Raw genomic sequence first — 20,616 nt, forward strand, 5'->3', positions numbered from 1 at the left:
GTGGCAGTCTTCTCAGCCCGGATCTCTAGACGCGAATGATGTTGAGCCGCAGAGCGCTGACGACGGCCTGCGTTCTTGTCGTGCATCCCAGTTTTTTGATCGCGCTGCCGATGTGATTGTTGACCGCATTTTCCGTGAGGTCGAGAAGCTTGGCAATTTCATTGCTCTTCTTGCCGCCGGCGGTCAGCCGCAGGCAGTCCAGCTCGCTCGGCGTAAACTCGATGGGCCTGTGTTTCTCGTTCAATGTCAGCTGTGAGAGCCGGTCATAGATGAGTGTGGCGATAAAGAGGAGCTTCGCCATTTCGATCATGCTGAAATTGCGCGGCCCTGAAATCGACATGGCGCCGCGTCCGCCCGCAGCATCGTGGACAGGAAAATAGGCGCCCTTTTCCATGCCGTACCGGTAAAACAGCTCGATGACCGTGGACTTCTTGCCTTCGCCGCGATTGGTGTTGATCGCTTCGACGTCATAATTGAACGGGCTGGTCGATTTCAGCATCCGTCGGATGACCGGGCTGTCGATCAAGAGGTTATGGGCGTCATAATAATCCACCATTTCCGCCGGCCAATTGGTGATGATTTTGGTCGCGCCGATTTCGACACTGTCGACGGTCGGCAGCGTCATGAACAGGAAAGCATTCATCTGAAGGTCCTGGGTGAGACCTTTCATATATTTGAACACTTCGTAATGCGTGTTGAAGCCGGCCGCGACTTCCTCAATACGGCTGAATTCGGCCTCGAGCTTCATGTTTTTCTCCGATCAATTGTCAAGCTGGAGCGCTTGACGAGCGGCTGTTGAACAGCTCGGATCCGGTAGTATCGAAGTAGATTCCACAACTATATCCGGCGCTCCAAGATGCACTTGAGGCACACAATTGCAAGGCCTGCCGCGAGCGCCATCCTGCGGGAGATTAGATTAACAACTGGTAAATATATCGTCCGATTTCATTGGCGAAGAAAGGCGCGCAATTGCTGGGCTCGCGCATTTGGCACCCGCCTCGCGGAACGTCTCCTTCACGAAGGCGTTCGTTGATAAAGTTATAACAAGCTGATTTCGTTTGTTAAACTGTACCATTTTTTTTCGATGGGATGAGCAGGCCTCAGCAATTGCGGGGTTAATGGATGCTTAAAGATTTTCATAGATTTTATCCTCAGATTGCTCGTCCGATCAGCGTATTGGGATGGTAGCGGTCAGCTCTCTTGTCCTGAATGGGAAACAGCATGAACGGAATAGCATTCGGCTTCGGATCCGATGCCAAGGCGATACTCGCGGCGATGAACAGATCACAGGCCATCATCGAATTCGACCTCACGGGAAAAATCCTCACGGCCAACGCAAATTTCTGCGCCGCTCTCGGCTACGAATTGCGCGAGATTGTCGGCCAGCACCACCGAATGTTCGTCGATCCGGCAGAGGCTTCGTCCGCCGATTATCGCGATTTCTGGGCGCGGCTGAACGGAGGCGAATTCGACCGGCGCCAGTACAAACGCATCGGCAAGGGGGGCAAGGAGATCTGGATCGAGGCATCCTACAACCCCGTCTTCCGCGGTGGGAAACCCTACAAGGTCGTCAAGTTCGCAACCGATATCACCGAGCAAAAGCTCAAGGCGGCCGAGGATGCCGGCAAGCTGAACGCGCTCTCACGCGCCCAAGCGGTCATCGAGTTTACGCTGAAGGGCGAGATCCTGTCGGCGAATGAGAATTTCCTGTCCGTGCTCGGTTATCAGCTTCCGGAAATCCTGGGGCGCCACCATTCGATGTTTTGCGACAGTGCCTACGTCAGCAGCGACGATTATCGTCGGTTCTGGCAACGCCTGGCCGATGGCGAGTTCGTCGCCGATGAGTTTCTTCGCATCGGCAAGGGCGGGAAGAAGGTCCATATCCAAGCCTGCTACAACCCGATCTTCGACATGAATGGCAAGGTCTTCAAGGTCGTCAAATTCGCGACCGACGTCACGGCCCGCGTCAACAATGTGAACGAGCTTGCCGGGTCGTTGCAGGCCATGTCCGGCGGGGATCTGACCCAGCAGGTCACAACTCCGTTCACGCCCACCCTAGAAAAACTGCGGACCGACTTTAATGCTGCGGTCGGCAAGCTGCGCGGCGCGATGCAGACCGTGGCGGAAAACGCAACCGGTATCGCCGCCGGCGCCCAGCAAATTCGCTCCGCCTCGGACGACCTGTCGAAACGAACGGAACAGCAGGCGGCCTCCGTCGAGGAAACCGCGGCCGCCCTTGAAGAGATCACCACGACTGTCGCCGATTCCAGCAACCGCGCCCAGGAAGCGGGCCAACTGGTGCGAAGGACACGCGAAAACGCCGAGCGGTCCGGGGCGGTGGTGCGAAATGCGGTCGATGCAATGGGCAGGATCGAAACCTCGTCCGCCGAAATCAGCAATATTATCGGTGTGATCGATGAGATCGCGTTTCAGACCAATCTCTTGGCGCTCAACGCCGGGGTCGAGGCTGCACGTGCCGGCGACGCCGGCAAAGGTTTCGCGGTCGTAGCTCAGGAAGTCCGCGAGCTTGCTCAGAGATCGGCGAAAGCGGCAAAGGAAATCAAGGAGCTGATCACCACGTCCAATCAGCATGTGAAAAGCGGCGTCGCTCTCGTTGCAGAAACCGGCAAGGCCTTGGAGGAGATCGTCGGCCAGGTTCAGCAGGTCAACGGTAATGTTCTCGCAATCGTCGAAAGCTCCAAGGAACAGGCGACGGGATTGAAGGAAATCAACACTGCCGTCAACATCATGGATCAGGGCACACAGCAGAACGCGGCCATGGTCGAGGAATCGACGGCGGCGGCCCATAACCTCGCGAAGGAAGCTGACGCGCTTTTCCAGCTGCTGGGTCAGTTCAACATCGGCGGCAGCATAGCGTCACGTCAACATCGCCCGACCGCGGCAACTGCTGCCTCCAAGCCTGTGACGTCGCCGGCGCGGGCGAGGGTCGCCAAGGTTGTCTCCGCCTTTCATGGCAATGCCGCGGTGGCCGGCGGCGAGTGGGAAGAGTTCTGAGCTGTATAGGCCGCTACTGGTCTCGACTTGATACGGTCGAGATCGGCAGCGGTTCCATCCAGTCGGATTTTGTCAACGAATTTATATTAAGTTATTGCGCATATTAGAGGGAAGATATCGTGCCCTGGCAAGTCTTGATCGGAAATGTGGCGGCGGTCTCGCTCGTTATTTCGGTATGGATGCACCTGCATTACAAGCTTTACCGTCTTTCCAAGGTCCAGGCAGAACTCGGCTTCGGCTTGATGATGGGGCTTGGAGCCGTCTTGTCGATGCTGCTGTCGGTCGAGGTCGACAGCGGCTATTTTCTCGACCTCCGTTCGACCTTGCTGGCGGTCTCGGCCGTCTACGGCGGTCCATTGGCGGTTCTGATGACGGCAGCTCTCACGTCGGTGCAGAGGATCTCCATGGGTGGCGCCGGTGTCGAGCCGGCATTGATCTCGATCTTGCTGGTCTCCGTGTTCGGACTGGCGGTTCACTTCCGGTTCGGCAGAGGCTCGGCGGATGTCAAAAAAGCTCTGGCCTGTGCCGTCATGGTGGCCGCGGTCACATTGACGTTGAGCATTTTCCATCGCGGCGGCTGGTCGCATATCACGACCGTCAGCCTTGCCGTCATCGGCGTGAAATTCGCAGCGACTTTGGCCGCGGCATCCGTCATTACCTATTTCCATGCCTTTACCCTGGAGCGGGATATCTTGAAGGCCGCGCTGACCCAGGCGCCTGATTTCCATTATGTCAAAGACCGCAACAGCCGGTTCGTCGTCACCAACCTCAACGTCGCGCGAAACCACGACCGCACCAAGTCTTCGGAGATGGTCGGCCTGACCGATTTCGATCTCTATCCCAGCGAAATGGCGCAGATATTCTTCGATCGCGAACAGGAGATCATGGTGACCGGCGAGCCCATCGTGGACTTCGAGGAACCGCTCGTCGAAGATAACGGCCGGGAACGCTGGTTCGTGACGTCGAAGATCCCGTTGAGAAACCGCCACGGCGATCTGATCGGGCTTTCCGGCGTGACCCGCGATGTCACCGAGAAAAAGCGTCTCATTCAGCAGGCCCTCGACAGCAAGAATGTGCTTTCCCAGGCAATGACGGAAATGTCCGATGGCCTTGCCATGTTCAATTCCGAGGGCCGGCTGGTGTTCTGCAACGATCAATATCGTGCCGCCTTTCCCCGCTCCGCCGATGCCAGGCAGCCCGGCGCCGATATAACCGACATCCTGCGGGCCGTGATGCGAAACGGCGAGCGGATCGACGTCGGCCCGGAGGCCGGCGAGGGCTGGATAGAGACGGAAGCAGCACAGCTTTTCCTGACCCACGATAGTGAAATGCCGATGTTCGATGGACGCTGGCTCAGGCAGCGCACGCGTTTGGCGGCCGACGGCTCCGCCTTGGTGGTGGTTTCCGACATCACCGCGATGAAGCATTCCGAGGAACGGCTGACGCAACTCGCCCTGAAAATGAAAGGGCTGGCGGACACCGACGCATTGACCGGTATTGCCAATCGACGCGTATTCGACGAGGCGATCTCGGAAGAGTTTGCGCGCGCCCGCCGGGCCGAATCCGCTCTCAGCCTGCTATTGATCGATGTCGATCACTTCAAGGCCTACAATGATACCTACGGTCACCTCGAAGGAGACAATTGCCTGAGGATGATCGGCGAGGTTCTCCGCTCGATTGCCAAGCGGCCCTCAGACCTCGCGGCGCGATTTGGCGGGGAGGAGTTTGCCATTCTGCTTCCCGGCACCGACCGGGATGGCGCGCTGCGGCTCGCCAAAATGCTGCGTTCGACATTGCATCGGCGGGCAATCCCGCACCGTGAAAGCAGCAAGACGATCGTGACGGTCAGTATCGGTGTGGCGCACATGTCGGATCGATTTGCGACGTCGGCAGAATTGGTCGAGGCTGCGGACCGGGCGCTTTACGCGGCAAAGAAACATGGCCGCGACCGCGTCGAGGCCGCCGCCGTTCAAGCAAGAGCGGCGTGACTTCGAACACTTCGAACGCAATTCCGTCTCTGCGCAAACGTCATTTCGCAAGCTTGCCGATCGCTTCGATCTCGTTCGTCCATATGCCCGCCGCATAGTCTTGCGGCAGTCGCGCCAGCAGCAAGGGGTCGTCGATGCCGGTCGAAAAATCGCTGCCGCGATAGGGGCCGAGCACGAAGACCTCGGTTCCCGCATCCGCCATCCGGTTGAGAAAACGGTCCGGCCAGCCCCAGAGCCACGGGGCGATATTGATCGGCACCAGCATCATCCGATGCTTGCAGGCGTCCGGCAGCACGCCGGTCCAGCCATAGCCGATATAACCGAACAGGCAGCCCTTCAGGCTCTGGCGCGAGGCGGTCCTGATATCGGGCGAAAGCCGACGGACGACGTCGATCGGCTCGTCGCCGCCATAAACGATGATATCAGCCCGTCGCGCAGCGGGAAGCCCGTTGAGCACGGCGGCGAGCTTTTCGCCTTCGGAAGGGTCACGGCTCTTGACGTTGATCAGGAAGCGTCGATCCGGAAAGGTCGACAGCCCCTCGGCAAGCGTCGGCATCATGCCGATGCCCCGGCCGCGAAAGGGAAAGCTCTTGCCGCCATCGGCGGTATAGCCGTAACCGATGTCGAGCTTCTTCATGTCGGCCATCGCATGCGCACGCGTGACCCCGTGCCCATCGGTGCGGCAGTCGAGCGTCCAGTCGTGAAAGACGGCGAATTCGCCGTCCGTCGTCGGATGCACGTCGATCTCGACAATATCGGCGCCGGCGGCAAAACCGGCCTGCATCGAGCGGACGGTGTTTTCGAGATAATCATGTTTCGGCGGCAGCATGCGGGCGGCCGTGCAGGTGTCGTTCTTCAGATCGGTTTCGTCGAACCGCTGGGCGATGCCGCGATGGGCGAGCAGCACCGGCTTTCCCGGCCGATGCTCCGCTAGAAGGCTGGTATTGTTGAGGTAGATGCCGGCTGCAGCGAGTGCTACGGCCGCCGCGCAACAGAAAAGCTTCCTGCCCAATTCTGCCCCTCCTGATTGCATCGAGGGATATAACAGCTAGAAAGCGATTCTGGTTGTTGTTGGGCTGTTTTCCGGCTTTTCTGGAGCAGGGCTGGGAAAAGGCGAAACGATTTGCCGCGCAAGAGCATAGGATGTCGGAATCTCGTTTAGCCGGTCGTCTTCAAGACGGACAGGCCATGGAGAACACCAATGACGATTACCATTACCGCCTTTGAACGGTCACCCGATCGCGGCAAGGGGCTGGCGCGTGACATGCGGGTTCGCTGGGCGCTCGAGGAAGCGGGCGAGCCTTACGAGGTCCGCCTTGTCTCGTTCAAGACGATGAGAGAACCCGCGCATCTGACCCTTCAGCCTTTCGGGCAGATTCCCACCTATGAGGAAGGCGATCTCGCGCTCTTCGAGTCCGGGGCGATCGTCTTCCATATCGCCGAGCGCCATGCCGGCCTGCTGCCGGAGGAGGCGAATGCCCGGGCGCGGGCGATCGCCTGGATGTTTGCCGCGCTCAACACGATAGAGCCGCCGGTCTTCGACCGCGCCCTCGCCACAATCCTGGAGCGCAACGAGCCCTGGTACGAGCAGCGCCTGCATGCCCTCGAAGTCAGCATCCGGAAACGGCTGGACGATCTTTCCCGTCGGCTTGGCGATGCCGACTGGCTTGACGGCGCCTTCAGCGCCGGCGACCTTCTGATGGTAACGGTTCTGCTCAGGCTGAAGGGATCGGATCTATTGGCCGACCATCTCAACCTTGCCGCCTATGTCGCCCGCGGCGAAGCGCGGCCGGCTTACCAACGTGCCTTCGCCGCGCAGCTGGCGGTTTTCACCGCCGCATCGGCCGGCTGATCACTGCCGCAACAATCGAGTGTTATCGCCATGGAACCACACGACGACGAGCTCATCCGTTTCGAAGCGCAGGGCGCAGCAACTTTGCCGGCGGCAGCAGTCGAAGGGCATGTCGCGCGCGACGGTGCCCGCATCTGGTATGCATCCTGCGGCGCAGGTCCCCCTGTCATTCTGCTGCATGGCGGCCTTGGTCACAGCGGCAACTGGGGCTATCAGGCCCCGGCTCTGTTGCGCCGCGGCCGCCGCGTCGTACTGATTGACAGCCGCGGCCATGGAAGAAGCACCCGCGATGCCCGTCCCTATACGTATGAGCTGATGGCCTCCGACGTGCTCGCCGTCATGGACGCACTGCATCTCGACAAGGCGGCCATCGTCGGCTGGAGCGACGGCGCCTGTATCGCCCTGATTCTTGCCATGACGGCGCCCTCACGTGTCGAGGGGGTCTTCTTTTTCGCCTGCAACATGGATCCGAGCGGCACGCTGGAATTCGTCCCGACCCCGGTCATCGACCGATGCTTCAGCCGGCACGCCAAGGACTATGCCGCATTGTCCACCACGCCTGACGATTTCAATCTATTCGTCGAGGCGGTCAGCCTGATGATGCGGACGGAGCCGAACTACCAGGCCGCCGACCTGGGCCTGATCCGGGTGCCGGTGGCAATCGTCCTCGGCGAGCACGACGAATTCATCAAACCCGACCATGCCGAATATCTTGCCCGCAGCATTCCCGACGCACGGATGATCTATCTCAAAGGTGTGAGCCATTTCGCGCCGCTGCAGCGGCCGACGGCGTTCAACGCGGCGGTGGCGGCCTTCCTGGATGGGATCGGTTCATGAAACGATCCCTCTGGCCTCGCGTCCATTTCCCGCTATCTCTAGCCTCATGAGACCTGATGCGCTGCTCTATCCCACCCCCGAAGGGCTCTATTGCCCGGAAGGCGGCTTTTATGTCGATCCGGTACGGCCCGTCGAGCAGGCGCTCGTCACCCATGGTCATTCCGATCACGCTCGGCCGGGGCATGTGAACGTGCTTGCCACCCGCCAGACGCTCGACATCATGCGCCTGCGTTATGGCGACGGCTTCTGTGCCAGCGAGCAGGCTGCTGCCTTCGGCGAGGAACTGCTGATCAACGGCGTCAAGGTGAGCTTTCATCCGGCTGGCCATGTACTCGGCTCGGCCCAGATCGCCATCGAGAGGAACGGCACCCGCATCGTCGTCTCCGGCGATTACAAGCGCCGCCCCGACCCGACCTGCGCCGCCTATGTGCCGGTGCCCTGCGACGTCTTTATCACCGAGGCGACCTTCGGCCTGCCGGTCTTCCATCATCCCGATCCGATGGATGAGATCGGCAAACTGCTGGCTTCGCTCCGGCAATTTCCCGAGCGCACCCATCTCGTCGGCGCCTATGCGCTGGGCAAGGCCCAGCGCGTCATCCGGCTGCTGCGCGACGCCGGTTATGCCGAGCCGATCTATATCCACGGCGCCATGGAAAGGCTCTGCGACTATTATGTCGGGCAGGGCATCGATCTCGGCGAGCTGCTGCCGGCGACGATCGAAAGCCGCGACAAGTCTGCCTTCAAGGGTGCGGTCGTCATCGGCCCGTCATCAGCCTTCGCCGACCGCTGGGCCCGGCGCTTCAACGAGCCACTGCCGGCCTTCGCCTCCGGCTGGATGATGGTGCGCCAGCGCGCCAAACAGCTCGGCGTCGAACTGCCGCTCGTCATCTCCGATCATTGCGACTGGCCGGAGCTGACCGAAACGATCCGGGAACTGCACCCGGCCGAGGTCTGGGTGACGCATGGCCGCGAGGAGGCCCTGGTGCGCTGGTGCCAATTGCAGGGCATCAAAGCGAAACCGCTGCATCTGGTGGGTTATGAGGACGAGGGCGATTGAGGAGATGAGCAATATCCCGCGTCAAAACCCCTCCCGAGTCGAGAGGCTTCCATGAAAGCCTTCGCCGATCTCCTCGACCGCCTGGTCCTCACCCCCAGCCGCAACGGCAAGCTGAAGCTGCTGACCGATTATTTCCGCGACACGCCGGACCCCGACCGCGGCTACGGCCTTGCCGCCATCGCCGGCACGCTGGAGGTGCGCAACGTCAAGCCGGCCATGCTGCGCGAGCTGGTGCTGGAGCGCATGGACGAGGTGCTGTTTCGCTATTCCTACGATTATGTCGGCGATCTCGCCGAAACCATTTCGCTCGTCTGGGACAATGAGCGGGATATCGACCGTTCGGCCCTATCCCAGCCGCGTCTCGGCGAGGTCGTCACCGGCATGAATGCGCTCGGCCGCACCGAAGTGCGCGGCTTCGTCCGCGATCTGCTCGACCGGCTGGATGCCTCCGGCCGCTTCGCCTTCATCAAGCTGGCGACCGGCGCCATGCGCATCGGCGTTTCCGCTCGCCTCGCCAAGCAGGCGCTGGCCGATCTCGGCGGCAAGGACGTCACCGAGATCGAAACCCTCTGGCACGGACTGCAGCCGCCCTACGAGGCGCTGTTTGCATGGCTGGCTGGGGGCGGCGAGAAACCGGTCCTCGCCACACCGGCAATCTTCCATTCCGTCATGCTCGCCAATGCGGTGGAGGAGGGGGATCTCACGGGTCTCGACCCGGCCGACTACGCCGCCGAATGGAAATGGGACGGCATCCGCGTCCAGCTCTCGCGCTCCGGCGACAGGCGCAAGATCTATTCCCGCTCCGGCGACGATATTTCAGGCGCCTTTCCCGACATCCTCGAGGCGATCAGTTTTTCCGGCGTCGTCGATGGCGAGCTGCTGGTTGGCGGCACCGCCCGCTCCAACAGCCCGACGCGCACCTTCTCCGACCTGCAGCAGCGCCTGAACCGCAAGACGGTGACGGCAAAGATGCTGGCCGACTACCCCGCCTTCATCCGCAGCTATGACCTGCTCTTCGACGGTGAGGAGGATGTTCGCGGCCGCGCCTATATCGATCGCCGCGCGCGCCTCGCCGAGATCATCGACCGCGCTCCGCACGACCGTTTCGACCTCTCTCCGCTCGTGCCTTTTTCGGCCTGGGACGAGCTCGACGCGCTGCGCGCGGCCCCGCCCGATCCGGTCATCGAGGGCGTGATGATCAAGCGCCGCGACAGCATCTATCAGGCCGGCCGGATGAAGGGCCCCTGGTTCAAGTGGAAGCGCAATCCGTATAATGTCGATGCGGTGCTGATGTATGCCCAGCGCGGCCACGGCAAGCGCTCCAGCTATTATTCCGATTTCACCTTCGGTGTCTGGGCCGATGACGAGGACGGCGAGCAACTGGTGCCGGTGGGAAAGGCCTATTTCGGCTTCACCGATGCCGAACTCGAAGTGCTCGACAAATTCGTGCGCAACAACACGACCGAGCGTTTCGGTCCGGTGCGGGCGGTGCGCGCCGACAAGGACTTCGGCTTCGTCGTCGAAGTGGCCTTCGAAGGCATTAACCGCTCGACCCGGCATAAATCGGGTGTCGCCATGCGCTTCCCCCGCATCGCCCGCCTTCGCCCCGACAAGCCGACTTACGAGGCCGACCGGCTGCGCACGCTGATCGCCATGATCGACGCCAAGCCGCCGTGATCTCGACCGACCGGCCGGAAAACGCGACGCTGTACCCTCTGTGCTGGACCCCCTGCGCAACAATGACGCAGGGCCAATTTTCAACATGATGTGTATTGGCGGCAACGATCTTCCGGTGCAGATTTTGCTCTGCTGTTTCAGGCCGGGGAAATGATTGGGTGCTGCCTTATGAGCTCGCGTGAACTAAATTCCTTTTTCCTTCAGCGCCGTGCAGTGCTTGCCGGTATCGCCGGTGCACTCGTCCTGCCGCAAATGGCCGCCGCTTTCGATGTCCCGGATGAACCGCGGCTTGCCAAGCATGACTACGCCCAGGTCCGCCACCATTTCCGCACGAAGCTGTTGCAGAAGGGCCCGGCGCCCGACAAATACGAGCCGCTGGCAGCGCCTGCCGATGCCGAGAAAATCTTTTACCGTTCCGGTTACGGCGGCGAGCTGGAGCTTGCGGCCTGGGTTTCCAAATACAAGCGCGAGCGCGCGCCCAAGCCCGCCGTGCTCTTCCTGCACGGCGGCAACGCCATGGGCATCGGCCACTGGCAGTTGATGAAGCCCTATATGGATGCCGGCTACGTCGTGATGATGCCGTCGCTGCGCGGCGAAAACGGCCAGATGGGCAATTTCTCCGGCTTCTATGACGAAGTCGACGATGTGCTTGCCGCCACCGAGCGCCTGGCGCACCTGCCGGGCGTCGATTCCCAGCGCCTGTTCATCGCCGGCCATAGCATCGGCGGCACGCTCACCATGCTGACGGCGATGAGCACCCATAAATTCCGCGCCGCCGCGCCGATTTCGGGCAATCCCAATGCCTTCCGCTTCTTCAGCCGCTATCCCCAGGATATCCGCTTCGACGACAGCAATGCGCATGAATTCGAGGTGCGGTCGGCGCTGTGTTATGCCCAGAGCTTCAAATGCCCGGTCCGTGTTGTCCACGGCACCGAAGAGGCCCATTTCAACGACCGCGCCGATCTGCTCGCCCGCCGCGCCCGCGCCGCCGGCATCCATATCGAGACCGACACCGTCGCCGGCAATCACACCTCCGCGCTGCCGGCCGAGATCGAACAGAGCATCCGCTTCTTCCACGGGGTGGCGGCCTGATTTTTCGCGGCCGCTTCAAATACAGGCCCATTGGGCCTATATTCCCGGCATGACGACGGACGCAGAGACAATGATCGTGCCGAACGACTTCCCCGAGCTGAAATCGCTCGTCTGGAATCGTGATCCGGCCTGCCTGCGAGGCTTTCGCGCTGTATGAACGCAATGGCGTTTCGTCGATACCGGCGCTGACCGAGCGAGAGGTGCAGCTGATCCGCGATCTGGCTGCCACCTATGGCAATGGCGTCCTGCTCGTTTCCTGATTTTCCGTTCGCGCCGGCTCTGGTCGTCTTAGCTCCCGGCCTTCCCACCCCAACGCCAGCCTCGCGCCAGCCGCATATGCCATCGTCCCGGCAGATATCGCTGTCTCGCCGATCGTTGATAAGGGTGGTTCCATGAATTTTCTGCGCCGGGTCTTCCCGATTGCCGGGCTGGTGATCGCAGTTGCGTCGCTCAGCGGCTGCAACATCCTCATTCCCGATGTCGCCGCCGATTCGCCGGCCCGCTTCGTTCAGGAAACCTCGCCGGTCTTCTATCAGCCGCCCGGCGTCGATCCGCGCCGGGTGCGGCCGATCCCAGATCAGCCGGTGCCGCAGACGCGTGAGCTCTACAAGACCCAGTTCCACCAGACCTACGGCCTGCCGGTCACCAATCCCGTGCACATGGCGATGTATGGCGAGCTGCGCGACGCGGATTTCACCCTGCCGGCGATCCCGATCAGCCGCGTGCAGCCGCAGTTCCTGCGCCAGGAGGTCGATTACCAGACGACCGAGCGGCCCGGCACCGTGGTCGTCGATACCAAGGCGCGTTTTCTCTATTTCGTCGAGGGCAACGGCAAGGCGATGCGCTACGGCGTCGGGCTCGGCCGCGACGGTTACGCCTGGTCAGGGCGCGGCACCATTCAATGGAAGCAGAAATGGCCGCGCTGGACGCCATCGGTCGAAATGGTCTCGCGCCAGCCTGAGGTTCGCCCCTTCGGAGCGGAGAATGGCGGCATGAATCCGGGGCTGATGAACCCGCTCGGCGCCCGCGCCATGTATATCTTCAAGGACGGGCAGGACACGCTTTACCGCATCCACGGCACGCCCGACTGGCAGTCGATCGGCAAGGCCACCTCGTCTGGCTGCGTGCGCATGCTGAACCAGGACGTCGTCGATCTCTACGACCGCGTTCCCGCCAAGGCCGAGATCGTTGTGATGTAGCGCTGCAACAGCGCTGCTCATATCGTCCGCTTCAAGCCGGACACGTCTGCGTGAAGCTATGGTTTATTTGGCGCAAGCCGATAGATCTTCTCTTGTTGTTATCGGCATCGGACGAATCGCTGGTTTATGCGGCGTCTCGTCCGGCGTCCCGCATCAGAGGAAATCAGTCCCGCGTCATGAGCTTCGATAGACATCTTTCCCGCCGCAGCTTCCTTTCCTTTTCGGCGTTGACCGCAGCCTCCGCGCTCACCGGCTGCGCCTCCTCAGCCAATACGGTAACATCGGGCGATACGACGATCATCTACCGTTCGCCCATGCGCCTGTTCCAGTCCCCGGCTGCGTCGAGCGTGCCGAGCGGGCCTGAGCTTGCCGTCATGTATGGCCCGGTTGAGGATGGCGGCTTCCTCATTCCCGCCGTTCCTTACGAGCAGATCGATCCGCGCTATTATCGCCAGCGTGTCGTCGATCCCACCGGCCAGCCGCCCGGCACCATCGTCGTCGATACGCCGTCGCGCTTCCTCTATCTCGTCCAGGCCGACGGCATGGCGATGCGCTACGGCGTCGGCATCGGCCGCGAGGGCTTCGCTTGGCAGGGCTCGGGCGTCATCCAGTGGCGTCAGAAATGGCCGCGCTGGAAGCCGCCGAACGAGATGGTCGCCCGCCAGCCGGAATTGGTCAAATATTCGATCGACAACGGCGGCATGGAGCCGGGCCTGAAAAACCCGCTGGGTGCCCGTGCGCTCTATATCTTCTCGAATGGCGAGGATACGCTCTACCGCCTGCACGGCAATCCCGACTGGCGCTCGATCGGCAAGGCCGTCTCGTCGGGCTGCGTCAGGCTCATGAACCAGGACATCATCGATCTCTACGACCGCGTTCCGACAAAGGCCCCGATCGTCGTCTTGCAGTGATCTCACCGGGCGGCCCTGATCCGGCCGCCGCGGACCCTTTCCTCAGGGGAAGCAGGTGCTTGCCCCAGGGGTAAGAGTTTTCATTTTGCCCCGGCAGGAGATTTATTTTTTGGAATACCATTGCTTAATTCGATAAATAACCTACATGGTGCGTATCGAATTGCTTGCGACCTTTGTCCACGCGCTGAAGCGCTCCGTCAGATATCCTCTCAACATCGATACGGCTTGTCGGACATTTTTCCGCAAGCGAAGCACAAACGGTTGAAAAGGAGATCGTTATGAATTCAGGCGTCGTCAAGTGGTTCAATGGCACCAAGGGTTTTGGTTTTATTCAGCCCGATGATGGTTCTACGGACGTTTTTGTCCATATTTCAGCGGTCGAACGCGCCGGCATGCGCGAACTCGTTGAAGGTCAGAAGATCCGTTACGATCTCGTCCGCGACAAGAAGTCGGGCAAGAATTCGGCCGACAACCTTCAGGCCGCATGATTTGTCATTCGCCCGTGCTGCCGTACCGGCAGTGAAATGGCTGAGTGACTGGAAGAGGTCGGGTGCCAGCCCGGCCTTTTTGCTTTGAGCGCGGGTCGTTCAGATTGACAGTTGAGCAGCCGAAGAGTTGAAGGGACGCTGAAATGGGCAGACCAAACTATAAAGTCGGCGACATGATCGTGCTGAAATCCGGCCTCACCCGCACGGCGAAAGCCGACAAGCGGTGCCGGATCTCCAGCATCTTGCCCAACGACCACGGGCATGTGCAGTATCGCGTCCAGTTCGACGCGGAGAATTTCGAACGCCGCATCACTGAGGCCGACATCGATACCGGGGAAACGCCATCCAGGATTTCTCCCGAGGCAGCAGCCAAGGCCGACAGCGCCGAACCCTGGCTGAAGTTTTCGAGCATCCGGACGGGCAAGTAGTCCCGCCGTTTTTCATCATTGACAGCGCGGCTTCGCCGCCGACAGGAAGGATATCGTTTTGCAGGTTCTCGTCAGGGATAACAATGTCGATCAGGCGCTCCGCGTGCTCAAGAAGAAGATGCAGCGGGAAGGCCTGTTCCGGGAAATGAAGGCGCGCAGCGCCTTTGAGAAGCCGTCCGAGAAGCGCGCCCGCGAAAAGGCCGAGGCCATTCGCCGCCAGCGCAAGCTCGCCCGCAAGAAGCTGCAGCGCGAAGGTCTGCTGCCGGCGCCGAAGAAGGTTCTCCGCGCCCGCTAACCCTAGCCGTGGGAATCACGGCTACACCCGTGGACTCACGGCCCGCCGTGGGAATCACGGCTATACCCGTGGGACCACGGTTCCAGCCGCGGAGCCACGGCTCCAGCGCGCCATCACCCGAGAAAGGGGCACATGACCGCCACCAAGGGAGAATTCTTCAATCCCGCCAAGCTTTCGTCTCGCGACAAGGCGGAAGCGACCGATCACACGGCGCGCGCCATCATCGCCGCCGAGGCATCGGCCCGTGACAAGAAGACGGAGAAGCTGAAGGCCCTGCGTCTGCAGCAGGAGGCCGAAGGCGAACCCAAGGCAGCGCCTGCCAAGAAGCGCCGGTCGCCGGCCAAGCCGGCTGCGAGGCGGCCCTGATCCTCGGCGCCGCTATTTAGACTGGCTGGTGATGCATTCAGCCGCCCGTGCCGGCCCGCCCGAGATTGCCCCGCAGCCGATGCAGCATGTCGCGCATCTCGGCCATTTCCTTAAGCGTGCAGCCGGCGGCCTGGCCGATCGCCGTCATGATCGTATCGATCTCGCCCTTCATCGCCTCACCTCCAGGGGTCAGTGACACGATCACCTGCCGTTCGTCGCGCAGGTCGCGGATGCGCTTGATCAGCCCGCTCTGCTCCAGCCGTTTCAACAGCGGCGACAGCGTGCCGGAATCAAGATCCAACTGCTCGCCGATCGTCTTCACCGGCAGTTCGCCGCGTTCCCACAGTACCAGCATCACCAGATATTGCGGATAGGTCAGGCCGACCCTGTCGAGGATCGGCTTGTAGGCGCGGGTGAAGGCATGCGCCGTCGCATAGACCGCGAAGCACAACTGCTTTTCCAGTCGCTTTTCCTCCTGCGGTATCTCCATGGTCTTTACCGTTTGCGCTTTCATATCCATCATCCCTGAGCCTGCGATTGTCTTCTTTTCGACGTCGAAATGCAATTTGCAAAATTCACTTGCGTACAATTTAATTGTGCGATATTAAAAATCCAACCCCATCGAAGGGCCAATCAAAAGGAGATCGTCATGCCTATTCTCTATACGACCAAAGCCTCTGCCACCGGCGGCCGCGCAGGCCGCGCCGTTTCCGAAAACGGCGTTCTGGACGTGACGCTGACCGTTCCCAAGGAGCTCGGCGGCGACGGCGCCACCGGCACCAATCCCGAACAGCTCTTTGCTGCCGGCTACTCCGCCTGCTTCCTTGGTGCCCTGAAATTTGTCGCGGGCCAGCAGAAGGTCAAGATTCCCGAAGACACAACGGTCTCCGCCAAGGTCGGCATCGGCCCGCGTGAAGATGGAACCGGCTTCGGCATCGAAGTGGCGCTGACGGTTGACATTCCGGGTCTCGACCGCGAAACGGCTGAAAAGCTCGCAGCCGCAGCCCATATCGTCTGCCCCTACAGCCACGCCATGCGCACCTCGACCGAGGTTCCGGTCACGGTCGCCTGATCGATTTTAAAAAGTTGGTAGCCGTATCGGCTGCCGCCATCTGCCGTCCGGGTAGGGGACTATCCGGCCGGCTTCGGCGTCTCTGCCATCATTCATGACAGCGCCTGCAGATCCTGCCGCAGCCTTGCGACGCTGCCATCCGGCAGCTTTCCGTCGATCATCGCATGCGTGCTTTCCCAGATCGGCAGCGCTCTCGCCAACACCGCCTTGCCCTCAGCGGTGAGGCTCAGCAGCCGGCCGCGCCTGTCCCTCGGGTTCTCCATCACATCAACCCAGCCCTTGCGCTGCAACGGCTTCAGCGCCGCCGTCAGCGTCGTCTGGTCCATGGCGAGCAGTGCGGCGACCGGCCCCATTGGCGGTGGCTCCGGCCGGTTCAGCGACATCATCAGCGAAAACTGCCCGTTGGTCAGCCCGGCCGGCCTCAGCGCATCGTCGAACAGCCGGGCAAGCGCACGCGCTGCCCGCTGCACATGCAGGCAGAGGCAGGTGTCGCGCACCAACAGCGTCGTGGAAAAGGGAATCTCGATCGAATTTGACATGCTCCATTTCTATTGATATCAATGTATTTAGTCAAGGAGAAGGAGATGAGCCGGCTTCACCGGCAAGCGCCGGAGGAGGGCGCACTCCATGCAGAATGACGTTGTTTCCCGCGAGGAGTGGCTCGAGGCCCGCCGTGCCCTGCTGGCAAAGGAGAAGGAGGCGACGCGGCTGCGCGACAGCGTCAACGCCGCCCGTCTGGCGCTGCCCTGGGTAAAGGTCGACAAGGATTATCTCTTCGAATCGCCCGAGGGCAGGAAGTCGCTCGCCGATCTCTTCGACGGTCGCAGCCAGCTGCTGATCTATCATTTCATGCTCGGCCCGGATTGGGATGCCGGCTGTACCGGCTGCTCCTTCCTGTCGGATCATGTCGATGGCGCCCTGCCGCATCTGAACCATCATGATGTCACCTGGGTCGCCGTTTCGCGCGCGCCGCTCGACAAGATCGCTGCCTATAAACAGCGCATGGGTTGGAAATTTCCCTGGGTCTCTTCCTTCGGCACCGATTTCAATTTCGATTATCACGTTTCTTTTAGCCCCGAGGATCTTGCCAAAGACAAGGTCTTCTACAATTTCACGCCTATGCAGCCGGCTGATGCCAATGACGAACTGCCGGGCCTCAGCGCTTTCTACCGCAACGACAAGGGCGAGATCTTCCATACCTATTCGAGTTATGCCCGCGGGCCGGAAGAACTGATCGGCACCCTGATGATCCTCGATCGCGCGCCGAAGGGCCGCAACGAGGACAGCACGATGAATTTCGTGCGCCGCCACGACGAATACCAGGAGGCCCCGAAGGCGCCATCCTGCTGTCACTGACATAGCGCACCATCACTCAAGGGAGAAGAGATGATGAAGACCGCTGAAGTGCTGAAGGAACATTCCTTCCTGGAAAGACTGATCGGCGACTGGACCGTCACCGCACCCGACATGAGTGGCGGCGAGCCCTGGACCGAGACCGTCCGCTCGCTGCACGGCATCTGGTTCATCGCCGAGGGAACCGGCCGCATGCCGGACGGCAAGGAGGCCACCAGCATCCTGACGCTCGGCTACAACGCCGCAAAGGGCAAGTATGTCGGCAACTGGATCGGCAGCATGATGGACTATATGTGGGTCTATGAGGGCGAGCTCGACGCGTCAGGCAATGTGCTGGACCTTTATACGACAGGGCCTGCCTTCGACGGCGAGGGCCTTGCCGATTACCGCGAGCAGATCATCTTCGTCGATGCCGATCACCGCACCTTCGTCTCCAGCGCCAAGCAGCCGGATGGCGCCTGGAAGCAGTTCATGGAAGCGCATTACGCCCGCAGGATCTGACAATCACGGCGCTCACCCTCGAAATAGGGGCCTTGCAAAGAGGCCTCCGAAGAGGAGCGTCGAAAAAGGGAGAGTATGATGTCTGAGACGCATGGAAAGTTCATCTGGTGCGAGTTGATGACCCCCGACACATCGGCTGCGGCGAAATTCTACAGCTCGGTCGTCGGCTGGACGACCTCCGAAATGAAAATGGAGGGCATGCCGCCCTATACGATCTTCGAGGCGAACGGCATCGGCGTCGCCGGCCTGATGGAATTTCCGGGCGAACTCGAGGGGAAGGGCATTCCGCCGAACTGGACGGGTTATGTCGACGTCGACGACGTCGATCAGTCGGCCAAGGATTTTGCCGCCAATGGCGGTTCGGTCCGCCGTCCGCCGGAAGACATCCCGGCCATCGGCCGCTTCGCCGTCGTCGCCGATCCGGGCGGCGCGGTGCTCTGCATCATGACGCCGGCGCCGATGGAGAAGCCCATGCCGGAACTGGCCTTCGACGCGCCCGGCAATATCGGCTGGCATGAACTCTATGCCGGCAACGGCAAGGACGCTGTCTCCTTCTATTCCAAGCTGTTCGGCTGGACGAAGGACAGCGAAATGGACATGGGTCCGATGGGCGTCTACTACCTCTTCGCTCGCAATGGCCGGCAGATCGGCGGCATGATGACCAAGCCTGACAATATGCCGATGCCCTTCTGGTGCTATTATTTCATCGTGCCGGCGATCGATGCCGCGATCGAACGCGTCACCTCAGGCGGCGGCAAGGTCGTCCACGGCCCGATGGAAGTCCCCGGCGGCAGCTGGATCATCCAGGCCACCGACCCGCAGGGTGCCTTTTTCTGCCTGGTGGCGCCGAAGCGATAGGTGTTTGGGCGTGCCGTACGGCACGCCCAACATTCACTATCCCACCGAAGCAAAGAACCCTTCCGGGTTCTCGACTTCTACCAACCGCTTCTTCTCGATAAACCAGAACCGGTTGCCGACCGCCCGCACGAAGCTGCGGTCGTGCGATACCAGCAGGCAGCTCGCCTCGTGCGCCATCAACTCGCTCTCCAGCGCTTCCTGCCCCTCGATGTCGAGATGGTTGGTCGGCTCGTCGAGCAGGTAGAAGTTCGGTTCCGTCAGCCTCAGCACCAGCATGCCGAGCCGCGCCTTCTGCCCGCCGGAAAGCTGGCCGATCGGTTTTGCCTGCATGTCGATCGTCATGCCCGCCCCAACCAGCAAGGCACGCGCCCGCTGGTCGCCGACATCGAAACGGCGGATGATCGTGCCGATCGGCGTGTCGGTGTCGGTGAGATCGGCAAGCGCCTGGTCGCCGTAGCCGAGAACCAGCGACGGTGTCGCCTTGATGCCGTCCCGCACCGTCTCCGGCGTTTCGATCGCCCTCTTCAGCATCGAGATCAGCCGTGACTTGCCGGCGCCGTTGAGGCCCAGCAGCACGATGCGGTCGCCCTGGCAGATGAATTGCCGGCCGGTCCGGAAGAGCAGCGTCCCGTCAGGCGTCGTCACCGCCGCGTCTTCCAGCGTCACCAGCACCTTGGCATGCGTGCCGCGGTTGGAAAGCCGGATGGCGCCGGCCGAGCGCTCCAGATGCGCCGGTTTTGCCGCATCCTCGAGTTTTTCCGCCCGCTGTCTCAACTGCTTCGTCTTGACGACGAGCAGGTCGCTGCCGGAATTGATGCCGATATTGTTGAGCTTCGCCGCTTGCTTGCGCAGTTGCTCGGCCACCTTCATGTCGCGCTCGTAGCGCCGCGCCTCGGAGGCATCGGCCTCATCGAGTGTGGCGCGTGCCCGGGTGTAGGGCAGGGCGAAGACCGGCGATTGCTCCGGCCGCAGAAAGAGCGTCCGGTTGGTCGTTGCATCCAGGAAGGCGCGGTCGTGGCTGGACAGGATGACCGGCACGTCGCGCGGCAGCGCATTCAGCCAGCCTTCGAGCCGGGCGATCTTTTCGAGATCGAGATGGTTGGTCGGCTCGTCGAGCAAGAGCACGTCGGGCTCGCTCACCCAGGTGCGGGCCAGCATGGCCAGCCGCTGCCAGCCGCCGCTCAGCTGTTTCAGCGGCCGGCCGCGCATCACCTCAGGCACCTCGAGCGATTCCAGCACCACGTCGACGCGCCAGCTTTCGCTTTCGGCCTGATCGGCCGGCAGCGCCTGCAGCACCGCATCGTAGAACGGCGTGTCGAAAAGCCCGGGCGGCACATTTTGCGCGACATGGCCGACGGTCAGCCCGCGCGCCTTGGTGATCTCGCCCTCGCTCGGCTCCAGCGCGCCGGTGATGCAGGCAAGCAGCGTCGATTTCCCTCGCCCGTTGGCGGCGACGAGGCCGATGCGGTCGCCCGTGTTGACGACGAGATTGAGCTTGGAAAACAACGGATTGCCCAGCGTCACGCCGAGATTGCGGATATTGATGAGAGTCATGATCGTTCTCTGGTCTTGACCGGGTGGTCGGCACGATCCGGGGCGTTCAGCCATCACAGGATTGCGCGTATCA

The 20,616-nt window shown here is 61.4% G+C and carries 22 protein-coding genes and 1 pseudogene; 18 read left to right on the plus strand and 5 right to left on the minus strand.

Annotated elements, in window-relative coordinates; genetic code table 11:
- Positions 1 to 25 precede the first annotated feature (25 nt).
- A complete protein-coding gene (locus tag QMO82_RS29015; RefSeq protein WP_183606119.1) occupies positions 26 to 748 on the minus strand; it encodes a LuxR family transcriptional regulator in 723 nt (240 codons plus the stop codon).
- Positions 749 to 1,221: 473 nt separating this feature from the next.
- Here QMO82_RS29015 and QMO82_RS29020 point away from each other — a divergent pair, with 473 nt between their 5' ends.
- Both QMO82_RS29020 and QMO82_RS29025 read left to right on the plus strand, forming a co-directional pair.
- The gene (locus tag QMO82_RS29020; protein WP_183606120.1) at positions 1,222 to 3,015 is read left to right on the plus strand and encodes a PAS domain-containing methyl-accepting chemotaxis protein; all 1,794 of its coding nucleotides are present in this window, start codon (positions 1,222 to 1,224) and stop codon (positions 3,013 to 3,015) included.
- Between the two features lie 119 nt (positions 3,016 to 3,134).
- On the plus strand, positions 3,135 to 5,003 hold the full coding sequence (locus QMO82_RS29025) for a diguanylate cyclase (RefSeq protein ID WP_183606121.1): 1,869 nt from the start codon (positions 3,135 to 3,137) through the stop codon (positions 5,001 to 5,003).
- Positions 5,004 to 5,043: 40 nt separating this feature from the next.
- Here QMO82_RS29025 and QMO82_RS29030 read toward each other — a convergent pair whose 3' ends face one another.
- Positions 5,044 to 6,015 (minus strand): glycerophosphodiester phosphodiesterase family protein, encoded by a 972-nt coding sequence (locus QMO82_RS29030; RefSeq protein WP_183606122.1) that lies wholly within the window; start codon positions 6,013 to 6,015, stop codon positions 5,044 to 5,046.
- 189 nt (positions 6,016 to 6,204) lie between these two features.
- Here QMO82_RS29030 and QMO82_RS29035 point away from each other — a divergent pair, with 189 nt between their 5' ends.
- From QMO82_RS29035 to QMO82_RS29090, 12 genes and pseudogenes are all read left to right on the plus strand, one after another.
- Positions 6,205 to 6,855 carry a glutathione S-transferase family protein gene (locus QMO82_RS29035; protein WP_183606123.1) on the plus strand — a complete coding sequence of 217 codons (651 nt, stop codon included), beginning with the start codon at positions 6,205 to 6,207 and terminating at the stop codon, positions 6,853 to 6,855.
- A gap of 30 nt (positions 6,856 to 6,885) precedes the next feature.
- Complete coding sequence (locus QMO82_RS29040; RefSeq protein ID WP_183606124.1) at positions 6,886 to 7,692, plus strand: alpha/beta fold hydrolase; 807 nt, start codon at positions 6,886 to 6,888, stop codon at positions 7,690 to 7,692.
- Positions 7,693 to 7,738: 46 nt separating this feature from the next.
- The gene (locus QMO82_RS29045) at positions 7,739 to 8,749 is read left to right on the plus strand and encodes a ligase-associated DNA damage response exonuclease (RefSeq protein ID WP_183606125.1); all 1,011 of its coding nucleotides are present in this window, start codon (positions 7,739 to 7,741) and stop codon (positions 8,747 to 8,749) included.
- A gap of 51 nt (positions 8,750 to 8,800) precedes the next feature.
- A complete protein-coding gene (locus QMO82_RS29050) occupies positions 8,801 to 10,426 on the plus strand; it encodes a cisplatin damage response ATP-dependent DNA ligase (protein ID WP_183606126.1) in 1,626 nt (541 codons plus the stop codon).
- 168 nt (positions 10,427 to 10,594) lie between these two features.
- Complete coding sequence (locus QMO82_RS29055; protein ID WP_097621510.1) at positions 10,595 to 11,518, plus strand: S9 family peptidase; 924 nt, start codon at positions 10,595 to 10,597, stop codon at positions 11,516 to 11,518.
- Between the two features lie 49 nt (positions 11,519 to 11,567).
- Positions 11,568 to 11,778, plus strand: a pseudogene (locus tag QMO82_RS29060) (hypothetical protein).
- A 132-nt stretch (positions 11,779 to 11,910) separates the two neighbouring features.
- Positions 11,911 to 12,717: a L,D-transpeptidase gene (locus tag QMO82_RS29065; protein WP_183606127.1), complete on the plus strand. Its 807-nt coding sequence runs from the start codon at positions 11,911 to 11,913 to the stop codon at positions 12,715 to 12,717.
- Between the two features lie 176 nt (positions 12,718 to 12,893).
- The gene (locus QMO82_RS29070) at positions 12,894 to 13,628 is read left to right on the plus strand and encodes a L,D-transpeptidase (RefSeq protein ID WP_183606128.1); all 735 of its coding nucleotides are present in this window, start codon (positions 12,894 to 12,896) and stop codon (positions 13,626 to 13,628) included.
- Positions 13,629 to 13,906: 278 nt separating this feature from the next.
- Positions 13,907 to 14,116, plus strand: coding sequence for a cold-shock protein (locus tag QMO82_RS29075; RefSeq protein WP_003546468.1), 210 nt, complete (start codon positions 13,907 to 13,909; stop codon positions 14,114 to 14,116).
- 143 nt (positions 14,117 to 14,259) lie between these two features.
- The gene (locus QMO82_RS29080) at positions 14,260 to 14,544 is read left to right on the plus strand and encodes a cold-shock protein (protein ID WP_183606129.1); all 285 of its coding nucleotides are present in this window, start codon (positions 14,260 to 14,262) and stop codon (positions 14,542 to 14,544) included.
- Positions 14,545 to 14,602: 58 nt separating this feature from the next.
- Entirely contained in the window at positions 14,603 to 14,839 is a 237-nt protein-coding gene (gene rpsU / locus QMO82_RS29085; protein ID WP_003569533.1) for a 30S ribosomal protein S21, read from the plus strand.
- Between the two features lie 132 nt (positions 14,840 to 14,971).
- The gene (locus QMO82_RS29090; protein WP_183606130.1) at positions 14,972 to 15,205 is read left to right on the plus strand and encodes a hypothetical protein; all 234 of its coding nucleotides are present in this window, start codon (positions 14,972 to 14,974) and stop codon (positions 15,203 to 15,205) included.
- 37 nt (positions 15,206 to 15,242) lie between these two features.
- Here QMO82_RS29090 and QMO82_RS29095 read toward each other — a convergent pair whose 3' ends face one another.
- A complete protein-coding gene (locus QMO82_RS29095) occupies positions 15,243 to 15,728 on the minus strand; it encodes a MarR family winged helix-turn-helix transcriptional regulator (RefSeq protein ID WP_183606131.1) in 486 nt (161 codons plus the stop codon).
- A gap of 126 nt (positions 15,729 to 15,854) precedes the next feature.
- Here QMO82_RS29095 and QMO82_RS29100 point away from each other — a divergent pair, with 126 nt between their 5' ends.
- Positions 15,855 to 16,277, plus strand: a complete 423-nt coding sequence (locus QMO82_RS29100) for an organic hydroperoxide resistance protein (protein ID WP_010065781.1) — start codon at positions 15,855 to 15,857, stop codon at positions 16,275 to 16,277.
- A gap of 92 nt (positions 16,278 to 16,369) precedes the next feature.
- Here the strand turns inward: QMO82_RS29100 and QMO82_RS29105 are convergent, their stop codons facing one another.
- Entirely contained in the window at positions 16,370 to 16,816 is a 447-nt protein-coding gene (locus QMO82_RS29105) for a MarR family winged helix-turn-helix transcriptional regulator (protein WP_183606132.1), read from the minus strand.
- Positions 16,817 to 16,904: 88 nt separating this feature from the next.
- On the opposite strand from QMO82_RS29105, the gene QMO82_RS29110 reads away from it, so the two are divergent.
- From QMO82_RS29110 to QMO82_RS29120, 3 genes are all read left to right on the plus strand, one after another.
- Positions 16,905 to 17,633 (plus strand): thioredoxin family protein, encoded by a 729-nt coding sequence (locus tag QMO82_RS29110; protein ID WP_183606133.1) that lies wholly within the window; start codon positions 16,905 to 16,907, stop codon positions 17,631 to 17,633.
- 30 nt (positions 17,634 to 17,663) lie between these two features.
- Positions 17,664 to 18,131, plus strand: coding sequence for a DUF1579 domain-containing protein (locus tag QMO82_RS29115; protein ID WP_183606134.1), 468 nt, complete (start codon positions 17,664 to 17,666; stop codon positions 18,129 to 18,131).
- A gap of 78 nt (positions 18,132 to 18,209) precedes the next feature.
- Positions 18,210 to 18,989 carry a VOC family protein gene (locus tag QMO82_RS29120; RefSeq protein WP_183606135.1) on the plus strand — a complete coding sequence of 260 codons (780 nt, stop codon included), beginning with the start codon at positions 18,210 to 18,212 and terminating at the stop codon, positions 18,987 to 18,989.
- Between the two features lie 36 nt (positions 18,990 to 19,025).
- Here QMO82_RS29120 and QMO82_RS29125 read toward each other — a convergent pair whose 3' ends face one another.
- Positions 19,026 to 20,543: an ABC-F family ATP-binding cassette domain-containing protein gene (locus QMO82_RS29125; protein ID WP_183606136.1), complete on the minus strand. Its 1,518-nt coding sequence runs from the start codon at positions 20,541 to 20,543 to the stop codon at positions 19,026 to 19,028.
- Between the last annotated feature and the right edge of the window lie 73 nt (positions 20,544 to 20,616).

The sequence above is a fragment of the Rhizobium sp. BT04 genome, assembly GCF_030053135.1.
Lineage (GTDB): Bacteria > Pseudomonadota > Alphaproteobacteria > Rhizobiales > Rhizobiaceae > Rhizobium > Rhizobium binxianense.

Coding starts and splice junctions, on each gene's coding strand:
- QMO82_RS29075 (WP_003546468.1), top strand. CDS start 13,907: ATGAATTCAGGCGTCGTCAAGTGGTTCAATGGCACCAAGGGTTTTGGT.
- QMO82_RS29115 (WP_183606134.1), top strand. CDS start 17,664: ATGATGAAGACCGCTGAAGTGCTGAAGGAACATTCCTTCCTGGAAAGA.
- QMO82_RS29095 (WP_183606131.1), bottom strand. CDS start 15,728: ATGATGGATATGAAAGCGCAAACGGTAAAGACCATGGAGATACCGCAG.
- QMO82_RS29080 (WP_183606129.1), top strand. CDS start 14,260: ATGGGCAGACCAAACTATAAAGTCGGCGACATGATCGTGCTGAAATCC.
- QMO82_RS29055 (WP_097621510.1), top strand. CDS start 10,595: ATGAGCTCGCGTGAACTAAATTCCTTTTTCCTTCAGCGCCGTGCAGTG.
- QMO82_RS29035 (WP_183606123.1), top strand. CDS start 6,205: ATGACGATTACCATTACCGCCTTTGAACGGTCACCCGATCGCGGCAAG.
- QMO82_RS29100 (WP_010065781.1), top strand. CDS start 15,855: ATGCCTATTCTCTATACGACCAAAGCCTCTGCCACCGGCGGCCGCGCA.
- QMO82_RS29045 (WP_183606125.1), top strand. CDS start 7,739: ATGAGACCTGATGCGCTGCTCTATCCCACCCCCGAAGGGCTCTATTGC.
- QMO82_RS29090 (WP_183606130.1), top strand. CDS start 14,972: ATGACCGCCACCAAGGGAGAATTCTTCAATCCCGCCAAGCTTTCGTCT.
- QMO82_RS29125 (WP_183606136.1), bottom strand. CDS start 20,543: ATGACTCTCATCAATATCCGCAATCTCGGCGTGACGCTGGGCAATCCG.
- QMO82_RS29040 (WP_183606124.1), top strand. CDS start 6,886: ATGGAACCACACGACGACGAGCTCATCCGTTTCGAAGCGCAGGGCGCA.
- QMO82_RS29015 (WP_183606119.1), bottom strand. CDS start 748: ATGAAGCTCGAGGCCGAATTCAGCCGTATTGAGGAAGTCGCGGCCGGC.
- QMO82_RS29070 (WP_183606128.1), top strand. CDS start 12,894: ATGAGCTTCGATAGACATCTTTCCCGCCGCAGCTTCCTTTCCTTTTCG.
- QMO82_RS29065 (WP_183606127.1), top strand. CDS start 11,911: ATGAATTTTCTGCGCCGGGTCTTCCCGATTGCCGGGCTGGTGATCGCA.
- QMO82_RS29020 (WP_183606120.1), top strand. CDS start 1,222: ATGAACGGAATAGCATTCGGCTTCGGATCCGATGCCAAGGCGATACTC.
- QMO82_RS29120 (WP_183606135.1), top strand. CDS start 18,210: ATGTCTGAGACGCATGGAAAGTTCATCTGGTGCGAGTTGATGACCCCC.
- QMO82_RS29105 (WP_183606132.1), bottom strand. CDS start 16,816: ATGTCAAATTCGATCGAGATTCCCTTTTCCACGACGCTGTTGGTGCGC.
- QMO82_RS29110 (WP_183606133.1), top strand. CDS start 16,905: ATGCAGAATGACGTTGTTTCCCGCGAGGAGTGGCTCGAGGCCCGCCGT.
- QMO82_RS29050 (WP_183606126.1), top strand. CDS start 8,801: ATGAAAGCCTTCGCCGATCTCCTCGACCGCCTGGTCCTCACCCCCAGC.